Genomic DNA, 18,817 nt, shown 5'->3' with positions numbered 1-18,817 from the left:
TTTAAGTTGTTAAAAAAGAGGTCAGCTGATCTTTTGCTTCGTCGTATAGGAAAAATATGAATTAATTACTCATTGCTCATAATCCAACTTTTGTCTTCTAAATCTACTGAATTTCAAAGTATTAATAGCAATCTTATAAGCTCATCTGCATTGTAAAAATGTGTACTTGTTTGAAGATTCAATAAAAACTATAATTAATACATGAAAGAATGTTTGTACCTGATTTAATAAAAAGATATTAAATGCTATCTGATTGGAAGTATAATTTCACTTATTACGTTAAGAAAGAGTAGAAGTTTAGTACTAGAAAGGAAATATATTTAGATGGATAACAATGCTTTATGGTACAGAGAAAAACAAATTGAAAGAACTATAAATAATTTAAGAAAACGCAATATGGCGGGATTTTTTGTTAATGATGATATGGAATTAAAAGTGCTTTTAAAAGAACTTATAGCTGAAAATTCTGTAGTAGGGGTAGGCGACTCGATGAGCCTCTTTGAAACAGGTGTTAAAGATTTTCTTCGTGAAGAGAAGTTTAACTTTTTAGATAAGTACAGAGAAGGTATTACAAGTGAAGAAAAAAAGCAAATATATATTGAAAATTTTTCTGCCGATACCTTTATGTGCAGTACAAATGCCTTAACAGAAGATGGAGAACTCTATAATATTGATGGTAATGGAAGCAGAGTTGCACCAATGCTTTATGGACCTAAACAGGTTATTTTAGTAGCCGGAATAAACAAAATAGTTAAGGACATTGAAGAAGCTGAAAAAAGGGTTAGAAGCTATTCTGCTCCCATTGATGCTAAAAGACTAGGCAAAAACACTCCATGCACAACCTTGGGTTATTGTGTAGACTGCAAAAGTCCTAATAGAATATGCAATGATTTTACAATCATTAGAGGACAATTTATTAAAGATAGAATAAAAGTAATTATTGTTGGAAAGCAGTTAGGATATTAATAATTTAGTTTTCAGTTTATTAAATAGATTACATAGATTTTTAGGTGAAGCACAATATAACTTTACTTTTTATTTTAGTCTTAGACCATAAGAGCAAGAATGAGGACGAATTGGAGATAGATTGATTGTTAAAATGAATCCAACAAACATTAATGTGAAAGGACGATGGGTTATGGAGACCAAAATCAATCTTTCCTTTGAAGAGATGTGGGAGAAGATTATGGCTTGTGATAGCAAATATGATGGTTTGTTTTTTACAGCAGTGAAGACAACGAAAATATACTGCCGTCCTTCCTGCAAATCAAGGAAGCCTAAAAAGATAAATGTGGAGTTTTATAATGATATGAATGCGGCTCAGGAAGCTGGCTATCGTCCCTGTAAAAGATGTCAGCCTGAAATCGAAGAATCCCCCAGTGCTAAGATTGTTAAGAATGTAATCAGCTTTTTAGTAAATCATTATAATCAAAACTTAAAATTAAAAGATATATCCGATCAAGTTGGTGTAAGCCCTTATTATTTGGAACGCTTATTTAAACAAGAAACCTCTGAGACGCCGCGTAGTTATTTGGAAAAAATACGCATTGATAAAGCGTCACACCTACTTAAAAGTACAGATTTGACGAACCTTGAGATTTGCTATGAGGTTGGATTTCAGAGTACCTCTAATTTTTATAAAGCCTTCCGAAGCCTGAAAAACTGTTCGCCCAGCCAATATCGAAAGGAGCTTCAAAATGAATTGGATTGATCATGAAGCCTATATAGAACTCTTTCCTCCAAAGGAATTTAATTTTGAAGAGTGTTTAATCTTCTTAGGAAGATCTGATATTGAAGTGCTTCACCAGATTAAAGGCGGCTTTTTGTATAAACTAATAAAGGTGAAGGAATCTTTGATTTTATGCAAAATTAGGTGCACCACTAATTCAATAAAGGTTGAATTTCCAATGAATAATCCATCTGCTAACGAGCGTAAAAAAGCAGGGGAGTATATTTGGGAATGGTTTGACTTAAAACAGAATTTAGATGAATTTTATCAAGTAGCCAATGAAGATGAAATATTAAAGTTACTCGTCCACAAATACTATGGCTTACGGATTATGTGTATTCCTGATTTATTTGAGGCTTTGGTGTGGGCAATTATAGGACAGCAGATTAACTTAGTCTTTGCTTACACTTTAAAGAAGAGATTTGTTGAGCAGTTTGGCGAGTTTATACCCTTTGAAGGAGAAAGATTTTGGCTATTTCCTTCCTTTGAAATTATTGCAGCCTTAGAGGTAGAGGATTTAAAGAAACTTCAATTTACCACCAGAAAGGCTGAATATATCATTGGTATTGCTAAGGATATGAAAAGTGGGAAATTAACTAAGGAAATGTTGCGTGAGAAACATGATTATCATGAGGTGCATAAATTATTAATGTCCATAAGGGGCATAGGAGCATGGACAGCGGATTATGTTATGATGAAAAGTTTACACCAAACATCCGCATTCCCAATTGCGGATGTGGGCCTTCATAATGCCTTAAAGAATTTGCTAGGACTTAAGGGGAAGCCCACTATAGAAGAAATAAAGGAATATGCAGCAAACTGGGAAGGTTGGCAGGCATATGCTACATTTTATCTTTGGAGGACGTTATATGATAAAGAAATATAAATTAGACTATGAATCACCAATTGGCATAATAGAAATAATCGGCACTGAGGAGGCCATCACTTCTATACTATTTTCTGAAGAAAGCAAAAAGAAGAATTTATTACAGGCTGAAACCCCTAAAGCGTTAATTCAGTGCTACAAAGAGCTTGACGAATATTTTAAGGGCTGCCGTAAGGATTTTACTTTCGCATATCAATTTGAAGGAACTGACTTTCAAAAAACAGTATGGAACGCTTTAACGAAAATACCTTATGGCAAAACGGGATCCTATAAGAATATAGCTCTTTCTATAGAAAATGAAAAAGCCGTTAGAGCAGTAGGCAGTGCAAATGGCAAAAATAAATTAAGCATTGTGATTCCTTGTCACCGAATTATCGGCTCCACAGGAAAATTAACCGGCTATGCTGGCGGGTTATGGAGGAAGGAATGGCTCCTTAAGCATGAAAGAGATTTTAAAAGGGACATTACTATTTTTGTTCAACATAATAATGGTCTACGGCATATTTAAATGAACTTACAATAAAATCAAGTGCCTTTTTACTTACCCCTGCTTTATATTATATTTAAATATTCATTATTTCAATAATCACTTGAAATCAATTTCTTATAAATTTCATTAAAAGTAAGTTTTAATGGCGTCTATATAAAGTAATTTGCTATATAAAAAATCCAACCCCAAAATTTTAAACCCATGATTGTTTTTCATTTTAAAGCATTGTATGATTGTCTCAGGCATCGGTGTACTAAAAAATAGGAGAATGATTAATGGTGATAGATAAAGAATACTATGAAATGATTTTTAAGAGAAAATCTTTTAGGAAATTTAACGACACCCTCAGGCTCTCTAATGATGAACTACGTGATATTAATGAAAAAATTAATACTTTAGTAGCGCTTGTGGACGGTATAGATATTAAATATCGTATTGTGAAAAGGGAAGAAACTACCTGCAAACGAGGGGAGTATTGCCTGCTTATTTATAGCGAAGAAAAAGAGAAGTTTTTATTAAATATTGGATATATGTTTGAACAATTGGATTTGTATTTAGCTTCTAAAGATATTGGAGTATGTTGGTACGGAATGGGAAAAACTCAAGAGTCACAATATGAAAACCTGAAATTTGTCATTATGATGTCTATTGGAAAAGGTGAGCCTAACGAATTTAGAAGAGATTATAGAAAATCCAAAAGAAAAGAAACAGAAGAGATTTGGAGCGGCATTTCAGGTTTTGAGACAATAGCAGAGGTTGTAAAATATGCTCCAAGTGCATGCAATACACAGCCTTGGAGAGTTAATTCTGAAAAGGATAAATTGAAAATATACAGAACAACAACGATTAAATCTATTATGCCTAAGGACAAAGTACCATTTTACAATTCAATTGACATGGGGATTTTTTTGTATTTTTTAGAATTAGCTCTGCTGCATAACCAGATTACTTTTCAGAGAGTTCTTTGTGAGGAAGAGGATAAAGCCGAGTTAATACCTATTGCTATATATAATTTATTTTAACAAAAAATATCAATCAAATAAGTTAACTCACGAAAGCAATTTTCGTGAGTTATTTTATATTTAAATTTGAACCTGAGATTATGCTTTTCTATTAACATTTACAAATTATTTGCTTTTCAATATATCCTACAAATATGATATAATCTAAGATGACTAATTTTATAATATTCTGTAACTATAAACGAGAACCTTGCTATAACTTGAGGAGGAGCTATTTATACATGATTATCTTAATAAATATTCTTATTGTATTTTTACTTGTATTTATGAATGGTTTTTTTGTTGCAACAGAATTTGCAATGGTAAAGGTTAGAAAGTCTAGAATAGAAACATTGGTACTTGAAGGAGACAAAAGTGCAAAAAATACTTTAAAGGTTGTTAATGGCCTAAATTCATACTTATCTGCATGTCAGCTAGGAATAACATTAGCATCTTTAGGTCTAGGATGGGTTGGAGAACCTGCAGTTTCAGATATGCTTATGCCTTTATTTAATTTATTTCACCTTCCTGAAAGTGCAGTACACTCAATTTCATTTGTTTTAGGTTTTGCACTTATAACAGGATTTCATATTGTGCTGGGAGAGCTGGCACCAAAGTCATTGGCTATTATTAGTGCAGAGAAGATAGCTATGTATACAGCGCTGCCTCTCATATTGTTTTATAAATTAACCTACCCTATAATGTGGGCTTTCAATCACAGCACTAACTTAGTTTTAAAGATTTTTGGAATTTCTCAGGTTGATGAACATGAAGCAGCTCATACAGATGAGGAAATAAAGCTTTTAGTTGAAGATAGCTATAAGCATGGCTTAATAGATAAAACTGAATTAACCTTTGTAGATAATATATTTGACTTTTCCGAAACAACTGTAAAAGAAGTAATGATACCTCGTACTGATATGTCATGCATATATTTGGAGGATTCTTTTGATGAGATAATAGCATATGCGTTAGAGGAGCAGCTGACAAGATATCCAGTTTGCAAGGAAAGCAAAGATAATATTGTTGGATTTATTCACATTAAGGATTTATATAAGCAGAAGATTGAGGGAAATACTCAAAACATACAAGATATTATTCGTGAGGTTAAGTTTGTTCCAAAGTCAATGTCCATAAGCGAACTTTTAAAGGTGTTTAAAAAAGAAAAAGCTCAAATGGCTATAGTTATTGATGAATATGGAGGAACCTCAGGATTAGTAACTAATGAAGATATACTAGAAGAAATTGTTGGTGAGATTCAGGACGAGTTTGATGAAGAAGGCGACGAAATTATTAAAACAGAAGAAGGAAATTATATTGTAGAAGGAAAGCTTATTCTTGAAGATGTTAATGAATTATTAAATACAGATATTGAATCAGAAAACATTGATACTATTGGAGGATGGATTTATTCTCAGCTGTCATCCTATCCGCAGATTAATGATAAAGTAGTTTTTGAAAATTACGAGTTTGTTATATTAAAATGTGATAGGAAGAGAATTAGTAAAGTTCTTATTAAAGATATATCAGAAAATTAATGAAAGCCCTGTTAGTTTTAAAAAGAACTAGCGGGGTTTTTTAATCCATTGTGATATCAAGAAAAGAAGATATCACGACAAAGTTTAATAAATTAAGTGCGCTTTTTAAATGAAAAAGCAAAAACAGAACATGAATTCGTATTTTCTATTGACCACGAACTTATGTTCTGATATAATTTACCTGTAAATAAAATACATGGCAGTCATAACAATTAATAATTGCTATGGATTTAGTAGGAATACAGGAGGCAATTATGAAAATTCTTGCGAAGCCCGTTGACATGGTGTGCTGGTTTGAAAAAACAGGCGTGCCTCATCCGATTAGATTCAAGATTACAAGCGAAGATGAAAGCGAAAAGGTAATAAAAGTTGATAAGGTCTTTGCCGTAGACAAGGAAAGATTGGTTGGGAATGATATGCTTGTTTTTAAATGCCAAAGTGTAATCAACAACACACAAAAAATATTCGAACTAAAATATGAGCTTCGAACCTGTAGATGGATTTTATTTAAAATGTAAATTATAATTGTTAATCAAATAAAGAAAGCCTCTGTCTGTCCCTCTTTGAAAAAAATCAAAGATTGGAAGACAGAGGCTTTTGCTTTGTATTTATCTGTAGATTATAATTAATATTATACTTATAAAGTTTTTATATAATATGGAGGAAAAGTTCATGGGTTTAGCTTCAATTGATGACTATATTAGTAGTTTAGATGAGAATAGAAAAGAGTGCATTTGTGATTTTGTTGCTTTCATGAAAACAGAATTTCCGGGAATCACACCTAGAATCTGTTTTGCAATGCCAATGTGGTGGATAGGTATGAAAATGTACGATGGTTATGTAGGTATCTCCACAGCAAAAAAACACTATTCGATACATTTCCACGATGAAGAATATATTTCAGATATGAAAAAGTCCTTGCTAAGTTGTAGATTTGGAAAGAGATGTATTAATATCAAATATGATGATGAACAATCTATATCTGTCGTTAAACAAAACGTAAAGGATTATTTCAACAGCAAATTATCAGGAAAGTTTTAGTATATATTTTTTAAAAGGCCGAAGTAGTTATACATATAGAATGGTTTCATCTATGTAAACTATTGTTTATCTAACAAAAAGAAAGAAGAGGTTTATATGAAGTTTAATAAAAAGTTGATGATAGATTTATTAATATTAATTGTTCCAATAATTATTATGCTTTTACTTATGCCGATTTTACCTGATAAAATCTCTATTCACAGAAGTATTACCGGCACAAGAAGTTATATTGATAAGAAGTATTCTTTTATTTTAGGAATACTTCCATTTGTAATATATAAGTTAAAATATGATAAAAAATAGTATTTTGGATGGTTTTATATTGTTCAATAATTGAGTAATAAAGATTAATTATTATAATATGTAGGCACAAATAAATCATAGAAGTGGGGAACTAAAAAATGAAAGAGGATATATATACTTATTTAGAGAAGTTTGAAGAACAAACAAAGCAAAGATTTTGCGATTTACATAAACTTATTTATGAAAGTACTTCCAGTAACATTGATGAAAAATTGTGGGCTAAACTACCTTCATTTTATGTAAATGATAATTTCGTTCGACTTATTCCTTTTAAAGACCATATTAATATTGTGGCAAAATCAGTAGTTTTTCATAAGGATGAATTGTTAGGATATAAAATAACACCTAAAGGTATGCTGCAAATTTTTCACAATCAACAGGTTCCATGTGAATTATTAAAAACAATATTTAGAGAAAGCTTTGAATAAGGTTGGCTCATAAAACTTTTTAATAGTGAACCAGCGTATTAGATAGATACTTATAAAAGGAGATATAATAATGAAGTATGAATATAAAAAACATGAAAAATAAATTTATATTTCTGTTTTCTTATCGCGATATCTTCTTATCCAGATATCGCGATAAAGCTTTTATACATCACTATTTTTCAGGCTGAAAAGTTGATTGTAGTAAGAGTTAATGCCTAACTTTATTAATTCTTCGTTGCATCAACTGCATGACCGCCGAATTCATTTCTAAGAGCAGCTACGACTTTTCCTGTAAAGGTGTCGTCCTGAAGGGATCGGTATCTCATCATAAGAGACATTGCTATAACAGGAGTAGGAACCCCTAGGTCAAGTGCAGTCTCAACAGTCCATTTTCCTTCGCCGGAAGAGTACATTGTGCCTTTAATATTATCTAGATTTTTATCTTTATTAAAAGCTGATTCTGTGAGCTCCATAAGCCAGCTTCTAATAACTGAACCGTTGTTCCAAACTTTAGCAACTTTTTCATAATCTATATCAAAATCACTTTTTTCCAAAACCTCAAAACCTTCAGCAATGGCTTGCATCATACCGTATTCTATACCGTTATGTACCATTTTAGTAAAGTGGCCGCTGCCTGGTTTTCCAACATGAAGGTATCCATTTTCTACAGAAATATCTTTAAAAATTTGTTCGCAGTATTTAACTGCTCCATTTTCTCCGCCTATCATTGTGCAGGCTCCCTGCAGAGCTCCGGAAGTTCCGCCGCTTGTTCCGCAATCAATAAAATCAATTTGCTTTTCCTTTAAAAGCTCATATCTTTTGATAGAGTCTTTATAATTTGAGTTTCCTCCGTCGATTATTATGTCGTTAGGTTCTAGATAATTGACTAATTCATTTATAACTGAGTCTACTATTTCCCCAGCTGGAACCATAAGCCATATTACACGTCTTTTTGACATTTTTTCTACCATAGCCTTTAAGCTGTAGGCACCCTCAGCACCTTCACTTATTATATTGTCCACATTTTCTTTAAGAGTATCATAGGCAAAAACAGAGTGCTTATTTCCTAGTAAATTTAATGCTATATTATAACCCATTTTTCCGAGTCCAACTATTCCTATATTCATTTCATTTCCTCCGTTCATTGTAGCACTGAGCAATTTATATGGATTCCCAAGCAAGTATTCTATTAAAGCTATATGATTTTGCTTGGTTAAAATATAAATGGGCTGTCCTAGAAACAGGTAAACCTTGAGTGTTATTTAAATACCTCGAAATGTCTGATTCAAACAACACAGCAGTTTAATATGCTTAGGACAGACCGCTTACATGAATTTTAAAACTAAATTATAACACTTGCTATTAAAACAAGTACCAATCCCATTACGGATATTAAGGTTTCAAGTACTGACCAGGATTTTAAGGTTTCAGGTATTGAAAGATTAAAGTATTCTTTAAATATCCAGAATCCAGGGTCATTAACATGTGAGAATATTAAGCTTCCTGCACCGGTTGCCAAAACCATAAGCTCAGGGCTTACGTGGCCCATGCCTATCAGCGGTGCTGCAATTCCAGCTGCTGTCATACCAGCCACTGTAGCTGATCCAAGAGCTATTCTTAGTACTGCTGCTATAAGCCAAGCTAAAATAAGCGGTGAAAGGTGTGAACCTGTCATTAATACTTTAATATACTTGTCAACTCCGCTGTCTACAAGTACTTGTTTGAATGCTCCGCCGCCGCCGATTATTAACATTATCATCGCTATTGAGGCTATGGCTTCAGTTAAGGTCTTGTTGATTTCAGGCATCTTCTTTCCTTTGTTAAGTCCAAAAGTAAATAAAGCAATAATTACTGCAATCAATAATGCGATTGTTGGATCGCCAAGGAAAGTTACAAAAGGAATAAGTGCTGATTTTGGAGCTGAAATTGTTATAATCGCTCTTAGAGCCATTAATATAACAGGTACTAAAGCAGTAAATATGCTTACGCCGAACCCAGGCATTTCTTCTTCTGTAAAAGTCTTTGGATTATAAAGGTTTGTTGGAATAGGATGCTCCATTTTCTTTAAGAATAATGTAAATACAGGTCCTGCTACAATAACAGTAGGAATAGCGATAATTATACCGTAAAGTAAAGTCTTAGCTATATCAGCTTTGTAAACTCCGGCTATTGCTGTTGGTCCTGGATGTGGAGGTAAAAATCCATGAGTAACTGATAAAGCAGCAGCCATAGGTACTCCTATATAAAGTAATGGCAATTCAGCTTCAGCAGCTATAGAAAATACTAGAGGTATAAGAAGTACGAAACCTATTTCATAAAATAATGCTATACCAACTACAAATCCAGTAATAACAACTGCCCATTGAATTCTCTTTTTACCAAATTTCTTGATAAGTGTTGTAGCTATTCTTGAAGCTGCTCCGCTGTCAGCCATCATCTTTCCGAGCATAGCTCCAAAACCAAGAATAAGTGCCAAGCTTCCTAGAGTACCGCCAACTCCGCCGGTTATAGAGCTTACAACCTTAGGAAGAGGCATTCCCTCTAAAATACCAACCGCAAGAGCAACAAGAATTAAAGAAACAAAACCGTTAAGTTTAAAGCCAATCATTAATATTAATAATAAAATAACACCAATACCGACAACTACTAATGGCATAAGTAAATTCCTCCTTTTAGTCAGAAGCACTGAGTAGTTTAGACCACTCGCTCCCGCTCATAAACTAGTCATTAAAGCCCATTTAGAGCTTTAACCTCCTTAATTTTCTTCTTGAATTAAACTGATATTATAAAATTCATCCTTGAGCTTTCCGTAAAGTCTTTCGTATACTGCAAAGTTTTTCATGTAAGCCTTATGATTCTTTGCATCAGGCTCAAAAGTCTTTGATATAGGTACTAGTTTTTCTACTTCTTCTACTTTATTTATAATTCCTAGTGATTTCATTCCTAGTACAGCTGCACCAAGACATGAGCTTTCATAGCTTTCAGCAATTACTACTTTTTTATTAAATACATCGGCAAGCATTTGTACCCAAAGCTCAGAGCGTACAAAACCGCCTGTTGCGTAGATTGTGTCTATTTCCCCAGTTGTTTCTTGAAGAGCTTTTCCAACGCTATATACCCCATATATCACCCCTTCTAATAATGCTCTTAAGAAATGTTCTCTTTTATGCTTTATATTAATTCCAAAGTATACACCTTTGGAATAAGCATCCCAATGAGGAGCTCTTTCACCCAAAAGATAAGGCAGGAATATAAGTCCGTCTGACCCTGGAGCTACCTTTGCTGCTTCATCAGTCATAATTTCATAAGTATCGATATTAAGCTTTTTAGCTGCTTCTAATTCCAATGGAGAGAAGTTGTCTCTGAACCATCTGAAAACTATTCCGCCGTTATTTACAGGTCCGCCAAGAACATAATGCTCTTCGCTTAGAATGTAGCTGAAGATTCTTTCAGACTCATCATTTTTGGCCTTATCAGAAATAATCCTTATAGCTCCGCTTGTTCCTATGGTAACTGCAGCGTCACCCTTTTTAATTGCATTTGCACCAAGGTTTGCAAGACAGCCATCGCTTGCACCGACAACAAAAGGTGTATCTATAGATATATTCATGTAGGTTGCATATTCCTTGTTTAAACCTTTAATGCTGTAGGTTGTTGAAACAGGAATAGACAATTTGTCTTCAGTAATACCAACCAAGTCTAAAGCGGTTTTATTCCATTTTAAATCGTATATATCAAATAGACCTGTTGCAGAAGCTATAGAATGGTCTACTATGTATTCACCAAAGAACTTGAAGAATACATATTCTTTTATAGATATAAATTTATAGGTTTTGTTAAATATATCAGGCATATTGTCTCTAAGCCAGCAAAGCTTGCAAAGAGGGGACATAGGATGAATAGGTGTACCTGTCCTCATATAGATTTCATGACCTTCAATGCTGGTTTTAATCTTATCAGCATAGTCTTTGCTTCTGGTATCAGCCCATATAATGCAATCTGTTAAAGGCTTTCCGTCTTTATCCATAGCTATAACACTATGCATTGCACTGCTGAAGGAAATTCCTAAAAGCTCGTTGCCTTTTGTGTTATTATCGGAAACTACACCTTTAATAGACTCAACAACAGCATTAAGCATTTCAACAGGACTTTGTTCGCTCCACGAAGGTTCAGGATTGTAAATAGGATATAAAATATTTTGCTTAGAAATAACGTTTCCATCTAAATCGAAAGCAATTGACTTTGTGCTGGTTGTACCAATATCAACCCCAATAATGTATTTCATAATAGCCCTCCCTTTTATAAAACGTTTACAAACATAGTATTGTAAAGGTATAGGATAACCTATACAAAGATGTGAAAAAATATTAATTTATAAAAATTATTTTCTTTATTAATACTTTATGCTTGTACATAAGTTGAATATGAAAAAAATTTTCTTTGTTTATATTATAGCATGTTGATTTTTAAAATCAAGAAAAAAATTTTCCACATAAAAAATCAGCATCTATACAATGCAAAAGTTCTTACATTGTATAGATGCTGATTTAAAATCTTTTAAGAGCGATACCTTTTCTCATATCCTCAAGACTTTTAAGGGTTTCTGTTTTTCTCTTTATAGCTACCCCTACATAAAGGCAGTCGATAATGGCTAAGGAGGTAATTCTTGATTCCATTGCCTCGCTTCTAAACATGGATTCATTTCCGTAGCATACCAGTGTTATATCAGAAACTTTTGATATAGGAGATTTTGCATTACTTGTAATTGAAATGATTTTTATGTTCTTTTGCCTTGCAAGATTTATAGTCTCAATCAATTCTTTGTTGCTTCCTGAATTTGAAAAAGCAATTATAACATCATTTTCGTTAGACATAGAGGCATACATAGCCTGCCAGTGAGAGTCAGAGGCAGAAACACAGTTTAAGCCAGTTCTAAGAAATTTATGATGAGCATCCTGTGCTATGATTCCTGAACCTCCCATTCCGAAGAACATAATTCTTTGAGCCTTTAAAATCATTGACACTGCAGCCTCAAGATCTGAGCTTTTATTTATTTTAAAGGTATTTTCAATACTGTATATATTTGAAGCCATTATTTTGTGCATTAAGATATACATATCATCATTTTCTTTTATTTCTTCATAAATATTTTCAATAGGCTCAACTATAGCAGCAGCTAAATTTATCTTTAAATCTTGATAGCCTTTATAGCCGAGCTTATTGCACAGTCTGAAAACTGTTGTTTCACTGGCGCTGCTGTTGTCTGCAAGCTCTGTTATTGAAATATGTATTATTTCCTTTGGGTTTTCAAGTATATATTTAGCTACTTTCTTTTCTGCTGTATTTAATGAAGTATAAGTCTCTTTTATTCTATCTAAACAACCTTTATTATCATCTTGCATAGAATTTCTCCTTCTTTATCAATGATTATAATCATAATTATATTGTAGTCTTATTTAAGATACAATATTGCTCGGTATTTATTTTTGCAGAATATATATTATGTATATTTAAAAAATTAGTAAAGTGAAATTGATATGAGATTTGTAAAGAAACTTTAAGCATGGTTTGACAAATAATGTATTTTAGCCTAAACTTAATATAGCGACTTAATAAAGTTACTGTATTAAGTAATGCTATAGCATTTAAAGAGAGTAAAATCAGGAGGCTGACTAATTGTTAAAGGCAAACCGAACTCAGATGAAAGAGATAAATAAGAATATCTTAAGACAAGTTTTAAAAGAGAGTAGAAAAGCTACAAAGCCTGAATTAGCTGCATTAACAGAATTAAGTGTTGTTACAGTTAATGCTCTAATAAGTGAAATGGTTACTGCAGGAGAAGTGATAGAAGGGGAGGAAGTTCCATCTAATGGTGGGAGGCCATCTAAGCAATATGTTTATAATGGAAACTATAGAAAAGCAATAATTATTTATGGATACGAAGATGATAATCAAGATTTGTTTCACATGCTGGTTATTAACTCTTTTGGAGAGTGCTTAGAACGCAAAAAAGAATATTATGCAAATGTTGTTACAGATAGTTTTGATAAGTGGATAGAGACAGCCTTTAAAACATATGAAAATATTTCGGAAATAGTATTTGGCCTTCCGGGAGCAGAGGAAAATGGGATAATTTATGTACATGATTATCCAGGTATTATCGGAGATAAATTTTTATCTTATTATCAAGAAAAATACCAAGCTCCAGTTTTTTATGAAAATGACATCAATGCTACCGTATGTGGATTCTATATGCGCCAAAATACTGAAACAGTTCAAACGGTGGTGGGGCTTTATTATCCACGTGTGTATGGACCGGGAGCAGGCGTTGTAATAAAAGGAGAGATATATAGAGGATGTAAAAATTTTGCCGGAGAAGTTGGATGGATACCTTTAAGTCCATCTTGGAATGAAGTAGATTATAATAATTCTGAAGAAGTAGTTCTTATGCTTAGTCAAATTGTAGTTGTGTACAGTTGTGTTTTAGCTCCGGAACGTATTATGTTTTATGGAGACTTTTTGACAGAAGAGATTTTAAAAGAGCTAATATCGAGAGTTCAAAAGCTTCTTAATGGAAATTTTTTGCCGAACATTGAATTTGAAAAGAACATTGAAAAAGACTTTGAATACGGAATGGTTCGTATAGCACTTAGTAGGTTGGAAAGAAATGGGGGAGTTAAAGAATGGTATTAACAGTTTTATTAATTATAATTTATATAGCATTTATTAGTCTTGGGCTGCCGGATTCGCTTTTAGGCTCAGCTTGGCCGTCTATGTATCCAAGCATGGGGGTGCCAATTTCTTATGCCGGGATTGTTTCAATGATTATAGCTGGAGGAACTATTATATCCAGTTTATTTAGCGATAAGGTTATCAGGAAATTTGGAACCGGTTTAGTTACCTGCATCAGTGTATTGATGACAGCAGCGGCATTATTAGGCTTTTCCATAAGCAACAAGTTTTTTCAGCTTTGTCTGTTTGCAGTTCCATTAGGACTTGGAGCTGGTTCAGTAGACGCTGCACTCAATAACTTTGTAGCGCTAAAATATAAAGCAAAACATATGAGCTGGCTTCATTGCTTTTGGGGTGTTGGAGCTATGACAGGACCAATTATTATGTCATATTGTTTAGAGCGAGGAGCTATCTTTCAGTTAGGCTATCGTATTGTTGCGATTATTCAGTTTAGCCTGGTCGCTATATTAATTATTACCTTGCCATTTTGGAAGAAGGCAGTACCAAATAATAATACTCAGCTTGGCAGTGAACAAGAACAAGAGCATAAAATAATAAGTAAAAAGGAGCTTTTAAAGCTTCCTGGAGCAAAACCTGCATTGATAGCCTTCTTCTGCTACTGTTCTATAGAAGGAACAACAGGTCTATGGGGAAGCAGCTTTGCAGTTATGACCCAAGGAATTCAAGCAGAAACAGCTGCAAAATGGGCATCACTTTTTTATTTTGGTATCACTTTTGGCAGGTTCTTGTCAGGCTTTATTACACTCAAGTTGAGCAATAGACAAATGATTAGGTTGGGAGAAGTTTTAATTGGGGCAGGTATAATTTTGATTATGCTTCCTTTTGGGAAAGTTACATCACTAATAGGCTTTATAATGACAGGAATAGGCTGTGCACCAATATATCCAAGTATGCTGCACGAAACTCCTAAGAACTTTGGGGCAGAATATTCTCAATCAATTATGGGAGTACAAATGGCATGTGCCTACATAGGAAGCACCTTTATGCCGCCTCTATTTGGTATTTTGGCATCGCATATAGGATATTCACTTATGCCTTTCTACACAGGCGGTATACTTGTGCTTATGTTTATAATGGTAGAGATGCTAAATAAGCGTGTAGATGCTAAGAAAGAACTTTTGTCATAGAAATATGATTAGCGGAAGCGGCAGATAGGATTTTTATAAAGAAACACATAAATCCGTTTGCAGCTTCCGCTTTTGATCTTTCTTAACTCTTTTTATTTTTTAGATAGTAATATACCGGTAGTCCCAATAAAGTTATAACTGTACCAAAAACAGCATAGGAAATGTTAGTTATCAATGTGCTTATAATTATATAAATACTTCCTACTATTCCTATAAGGGGTACTACAGGATACAAAGGAACTCTATAAGAGGTTTTTATGTGCTTAAACTTTTTTCTCAATATAAAGATTCCAGCTATGGCCATTGTGAAGAATATCCATAATATAAACATTACCAGGTCAGTAAGCGTGTTAAAGGAACCTGACAAAACATACAAAGATGCCAATACAACTACAAGTATGAAAGAATTGATTGGTGTTTGAAGTTTTTTATTTAGACTTCCTAAAGCATCTGAGAAAGGAAGTTGCTTGTCTTGAGCCATAGCAAAAGGTATACGCACTCCGGTCATCATATAACCATTTAATGCACCAAAAATTGAAATAGCTATTCCTGCAGAAATAAATTTAGCACCTACACTTCCAAACAGTACTGTGGCAGCATCTGAAGCTGGTTTGCCTGAATTTATAATAGCATCAACAGGCATAATTTTTATTAGTGCAATATTTATCAAGGTATAAACAACTATAACTAAGGATAGACCTAGTATTATTGATCTTGGCAAATCCTTTTTAGGATTCTTCAATTCTCCTGCCATATTTCCGATACTGACCCAGCCGTCATAGGCCCAAAGGGTACCTAGTATAGCTGCCCCCAAACCTTTAAAGGCTGACTGTCCTCCTGTATTAAGTACAATTCCCTTAGCTGTTCCATTCATGAAGCCCAATATAATTATCACTGCTATAGGTACAAGCTTGGCTATTGTTGCAACAACTTGTATTTTCCCTCCAAGCTTTGTAGATATAATATTCATTGCAGCTATAAAAAATAAGAAGAATATAGCTAACAGCTGCTGCTGAGTATGGTTTAAATCTATAAAGGAAGTTAACTGGGTAGCTAGTATAATAGCTTGTGCAGCAACAGAGCCGGGAACATATACTACAGTTTGTACCCATCCAAATAAAAATGCCCACTTATCTCCGTACAGTTCTTTTAGATAAATAAATACACCACCAGTTTTAGGTATAGCAACTGCGATTTCTGCAATAGTAAGTCCAGAGGCTACAGTAATAAGTCCTCCTATGACCCAAGCCATAATTCCCATAATAGGTGAGCCTGCATTCTTAAAAACTATAGCTGGTTTAAAGAAAATTCCTGATCCAATAACCATTCCTATAACTATTGTTATAGATGCTAATAATCCAAGCTCTTTTTTTAATTTAGTACTGGATTGTTCCATATTCATCAACTCCTATTCAGTATTAATATGATTGCTTATTATGAAATTTTTCCGTCACTGTATTATATTCGATGAAGGATTTTAATATCCTTCTAAATTGATAAATTATTCACAATATTTTGCTTTTGTTTTTAACTGAAGAATTAATGATAATTAAAAGTGATAGCCGTAAATATACAAATAATATTTCATACTTTGTCTTAAATAAAAGCTGTAAAAGATGTATTAAATAGGATAAGATTAAGATAAGCGTGGTAGAAAAATTTTGAAAAGAAATACGGAAATTAAATATAGACAAAAATAATTAGGAGGTTATTTAAATTATGGATACAAATATAGTGAAATTAAATTTAAAAGAATTTTATAACCAAGAAGCTGAATTAAGAAATATATCTGAAAAACAAGAATGGAAGAAGAGTCAAAGAGATCAATTTTTAAGTTATGTAAAGTCAGAGAATAAAAACTCCTTATTGGAAATAGGGGCTGGTACAGGCAATGATAGTCAATTCTTTATGAATTGGGGATTAAGTGTTATAGCTATTGATTTATCTAGTAAAATGATTAGATTGTGTAAGGAAAAAGGCATTGAAGCGTATGAACTGGATTTTTATAATATCTCAAATTTAAATAAAAAATTTGATTGTATATGGTCTATGAATAGCCTTTTGCACGTGCCCAAAACTGATTTACCTAAAGTTTTGAATGAAATTAATTCGGTACTTAATGAAAAAGGATTATTCTATATGGGGGTATATGGAGGCGAGGATTCAGAAAGAGAGTTTGTAAATGAAGTTGCAAATACTCCACGCTTTTTCTCATCATACTCTGAAGGTAAGCTTAAAGAAGTGTTAAGTGAGGTTTTCGATATAATTGAATTTGAACAGATTGATGTTGGCAGAAATATGGATTTTCAAGCTGTAATTATGAGAAAGAAGTGATTTTAATGATATTAAATTACAGCATTTTAAGGAGGCTGCAGAAAAAATGCAGGAATAATTTCAGACACATGCTATAAGTGAATATATAAGACAACAAAGAATATGATATATTTAGAAGTTGGAGTATTCTTTTAAATAAACTAATTGAAATACTACATCGTATTACAAGTAAAGTAAAAGTTCTGGGGGAGTAAGCTTGAAAATAAATAAAATTATTATAGTCTTTATTGCCATATTTTTAATTTTATTAGTTGGGTATTTAATTAATATTGAGAATGATGGAGATAAAATAGTAGTTGAAAAACAAGTCATTGGATCAGATAAATATAAGCTTTACTATGAGATTACCGATAGCAAAGAAGTTAAAGATGTAAAGACTATTCTTAAGAGAATTAACTGGGAAAATGCAAAAGTAAGTATGGCGTATCCTCCTCAATATAAATTTCATTTTGAACATATTGGAGAAGATCAGAAAGCAAAAGAACTTATTTATGAATTATGGATAAGTCCCAATAAAGATAAGATAGAGCTCGTTATAGATAATGAAGGAAAGTATATTCAATTAAGCAAAAAAGATTCCGAAGAGTTGTTTAAGATAATTACTTGTAAAAGTTTGGGTGATGATTAACAAGGTATTATAACTATAGAAACTAACATTATACTAGAAATAGATAAGTGGGAGTGTTTTGCAGCATCCCCATATATCTAGATTTAAGACGGATTTTTTTATATACCAATATTCTTAAAAGCAAATATAATTTTCATGCTGATATTAATAACGAAATAATTAAAGTGTTTGAGTAGCAGAATCAACCTTAACTTCAACTGCTGCTCGTGACCAAGGAAATTTGCTTTTCACTTCTTCAAAGGCAGTCCCTTCTTTTATGAAGGCTGCAGTGCCGCTTATTAAAAATCCGGTACCCATTGAATGAAAGCCTTGAACTTCACGGCTGCCTAAGGTCATAAGCACTTTATTATTCTTATTAACATTAGCTTCAGTAACTTTCATAGTTCCTGCAGGAAATATTATTTTTCCATCCTCAGAAATCTTTAAGTAGCTATTCCATGTATTAACTATATGGGGCTCATTTTCACCTTGTGTTACGATGGACACCACACCTTCATGATTTAAAACCTCTAACATTTTTTTAGGAAACATTTTTTATCCTCCTTTATCAATTATCCTA

General features: G+C 32.9%; 20 protein-coding genes. 14 read left to right on the top strand and 6 right to left on the bottom strand.

Annotation, left to right across the window (positions count from 1 at the left end):
• Nucleotides 1–324 precede the first annotated feature (324 nt).
• The 10 genes from JK636_RS01780 (at nucleotide 325) to JK636_RS01735 (ending at nucleotide 7,416) form a co-directional block, all read left to right on the top strand.
• Entirely contained in the window at nucleotides 325–966 is a 642-nt protein-coding gene (locus JK636_RS01780; RefSeq protein ID WP_202747118.1) for a lactate utilization protein, read from the top strand.
• 172 nt (nucleotides 967–1,138) lie between these two features.
• On the top strand, nucleotides 1,139–1,711 hold the full coding sequence (locus JK636_RS01775; protein ID WP_202747117.1) for a bifunctional transcriptional activator/DNA repair enzyme AdaA: 573 nt from the start codon (nucleotides 1,139–1,141) through the stop codon (nucleotides 1,709–1,711).
• Nucleotides 1,698–2,615 carry a DNA-3-methyladenine glycosylase family protein gene (locus JK636_RS01770; protein ID WP_202747116.1) on the top strand — a complete coding sequence of 306 codons (918 nt, stop codon included), beginning with the start codon at nucleotides 1,698–1,700 and terminating at the stop codon, nucleotides 2,613–2,615. Before JK636_RS01775 ends, JK636_RS01770 begins: the two co-directional genes overlap by 14 nt.
• Complete coding sequence (locus JK636_RS01765; RefSeq protein ID WP_202747115.1) at nucleotides 2,599–3,123, top strand: methylated-DNA--[protein]-cysteine S-methyltransferase; 525 nt, start codon at nucleotides 2,599–2,601, stop codon at nucleotides 3,121–3,123. The genes JK636_RS01770 and JK636_RS01765 overlap by 17 nt, the downstream gene beginning before the upstream one ends.
• A 257-nt stretch (nucleotides 3,124–3,380) precedes the next feature.
• Nucleotides 3,381–4,127 carry a nitroreductase family protein gene (locus JK636_RS01760; RefSeq protein ID WP_202747114.1) on the top strand — a complete coding sequence of 249 codons (747 nt, stop codon included), beginning with the start codon at nucleotides 3,381–3,383 and terminating at the stop codon, nucleotides 4,125–4,127.
• A 221-nt stretch (nucleotides 4,128–4,348) separates the two neighbouring features.
• On the top strand, nucleotides 4,349–5,644 hold the full coding sequence (locus tag JK636_RS01755; protein ID WP_202747113.1) for a hemolysin family protein: 1,296 nt from the start codon (nucleotides 4,349–4,351) through the stop codon (nucleotides 5,642–5,644).
• 254 nt (nucleotides 5,645–5,898) lie between these two features.
• Nucleotides 5,899–6,162, top strand: coding sequence for a hypothetical protein (locus JK636_RS01750; RefSeq protein ID WP_202747112.1), 264 nt, complete (start codon nucleotides 5,899–5,901; stop codon nucleotides 6,160–6,162).
• A 154-nt stretch (nucleotides 6,163–6,316) separates the two neighbouring features.
• Nucleotides 6,317–6,685, top strand: a complete 369-nt coding sequence (locus JK636_RS01745; RefSeq protein WP_202747111.1) for a DUF1801 domain-containing protein — start codon at nucleotides 6,317–6,319, stop codon at nucleotides 6,683–6,685.
• A gap of 96 nt (nucleotides 6,686–6,781) precedes the next feature.
• Nucleotides 6,782–6,988 (top strand): hypothetical protein, encoded by a 207-nt coding sequence (locus JK636_RS01740; RefSeq protein WP_202747110.1) that lies wholly within the window; start codon nucleotides 6,782–6,784, stop codon nucleotides 6,986–6,988.
• Nucleotides 6,989–7,086: 98 nt separating this feature from the next.
• The gene (locus tag JK636_RS01735; RefSeq protein WP_202747109.1) at nucleotides 7,087–7,416 is read left to right on the top strand and encodes a DUF1801 domain-containing protein; all 330 of its coding nucleotides are present in this window, start codon (nucleotides 7,087–7,089) and stop codon (nucleotides 7,414–7,416) included.
• Between the two features lie 224 nt (nucleotides 7,417–7,640).
• Here the strand turns inward: JK636_RS01735 and gnd are convergent, their stop codons facing one another.
• The 4 genes from gnd to JK636_RS01715 all read right to left on the bottom strand — a co-directional run bounded on the left by gnd (nucleotide 7,641) and on the right by JK636_RS01715 (nucleotide 12,818).
• A complete protein-coding gene (gene gnd, locus JK636_RS01730) occupies nucleotides 7,641–8,543 on the bottom strand; it encodes a phosphogluconate dehydrogenase (NAD(+)-dependent, decarboxylating) (protein ID WP_202747108.1) in 903 nt (300 codons plus the stop codon).
• Nucleotides 8,544–8,758: 215 nt separating this feature from the next.
• Nucleotides 8,759–10,072, bottom strand: coding sequence for a gluconate:H+ symporter (locus tag JK636_RS01725; protein WP_202747107.1), 1,314 nt, complete (start codon nucleotides 10,070–10,072; stop codon nucleotides 8,759–8,761).
• A 99-nt stretch (nucleotides 10,073–10,171) separates the two neighbouring features.
• Nucleotides 10,172–11,701: a gluconokinase gene (gene gntK / locus JK636_RS01720; protein WP_202747106.1), complete on the bottom strand. Its 1,530-nt coding sequence runs from the start codon at nucleotides 11,699–11,701 to the stop codon at nucleotides 10,172–10,174.
• 262 nt (nucleotides 11,702–11,963) lie between these two features.
• On the bottom strand, nucleotides 11,964–12,818 hold the full coding sequence (locus tag JK636_RS01715) for a MurR/RpiR family transcriptional regulator (RefSeq protein WP_202747105.1): 855 nt from the start codon (nucleotides 12,816–12,818) through the stop codon (nucleotides 11,964–11,966).
• A gap of 274 nt (nucleotides 12,819–13,092) precedes the next feature.
• Here JK636_RS01715 and JK636_RS01710 point away from each other — a divergent pair, with 274 nt between their 5' ends.
• Complete coding sequence (locus JK636_RS01710; RefSeq protein ID WP_202747104.1) at nucleotides 13,093–14,109, top strand: ROK family protein; 1,017 nt, start codon at nucleotides 13,093–13,095, stop codon at nucleotides 14,107–14,109.
• Nucleotides 14,100–15,296 carry an MFS transporter gene (locus tag JK636_RS01705; RefSeq protein ID WP_202747103.1) on the top strand — a complete coding sequence of 399 codons (1,197 nt, stop codon included), beginning with the start codon at nucleotides 14,100–14,102 and terminating at the stop codon, nucleotides 15,294–15,296. The genes JK636_RS01710 and JK636_RS01705 overlap by 10 nt, the downstream gene beginning before the upstream one ends.
• 82 nt (nucleotides 15,297–15,378) lie before the next feature.
• On the opposite strand, the gene JK636_RS01700 is transcribed toward JK636_RS01705, so the two are convergent.
• Nucleotides 15,379–16,692 carry an APC family permease gene (locus JK636_RS01700; protein ID WP_202747102.1) on the bottom strand — a complete coding sequence of 438 codons (1,314 nt, stop codon included), beginning with the start codon at nucleotides 16,690–16,692 and terminating at the stop codon, nucleotides 15,379–15,381.
• 323 nt (nucleotides 16,693–17,015) lie between these two features.
• Here JK636_RS01700 and JK636_RS01695 point away from each other — a divergent pair, with 323 nt between their 5' ends.
• Complete coding sequence (locus JK636_RS01695; RefSeq protein ID WP_202747101.1) at nucleotides 17,016–17,630, top strand: class I SAM-dependent methyltransferase; 615 nt, start codon at nucleotides 17,016–17,018, stop codon at nucleotides 17,628–17,630.
• Between the two features lie 196 nt (nucleotides 17,631–17,826).
• Nucleotides 17,827–18,258 carry a YhfM domain-containing protein gene (locus JK636_RS01690; protein ID WP_202747100.1) on the top strand — a complete coding sequence of 144 codons (432 nt, stop codon included), beginning with the start codon at nucleotides 17,827–17,829 and terminating at the stop codon, nucleotides 18,256–18,258.
• A gap of 159 nt (nucleotides 18,259–18,417) precedes the next feature.
• Here the strand turns inward: JK636_RS01690 and JK636_RS01685 are convergent, their stop codons facing one another.
• Complete coding sequence (locus tag JK636_RS01685; protein ID WP_202747099.1) at nucleotides 18,418–18,789, bottom strand: pyridoxamine 5'-phosphate oxidase family protein; 372 nt, start codon at nucleotides 18,787–18,789, stop codon at nucleotides 18,418–18,420.
• Nucleotides 18,790–18,817 lie beyond the last annotated feature (28 nt).

The sequence above is a fragment of the Clostridium rhizosphaerae genome (genome assembly GCF_016765585.1).
Lineage (GTDB): Bacteria > Bacillota > Clostridia > Clostridiales > Clostridiaceae > Clostridium_AT > Clostridium_AT rhizosphaerae.
The sequence above is the reverse complement of the archived record's forward strand: the minus strand, read 5'-3'. Positions and strand labels throughout refer to the sequence as shown.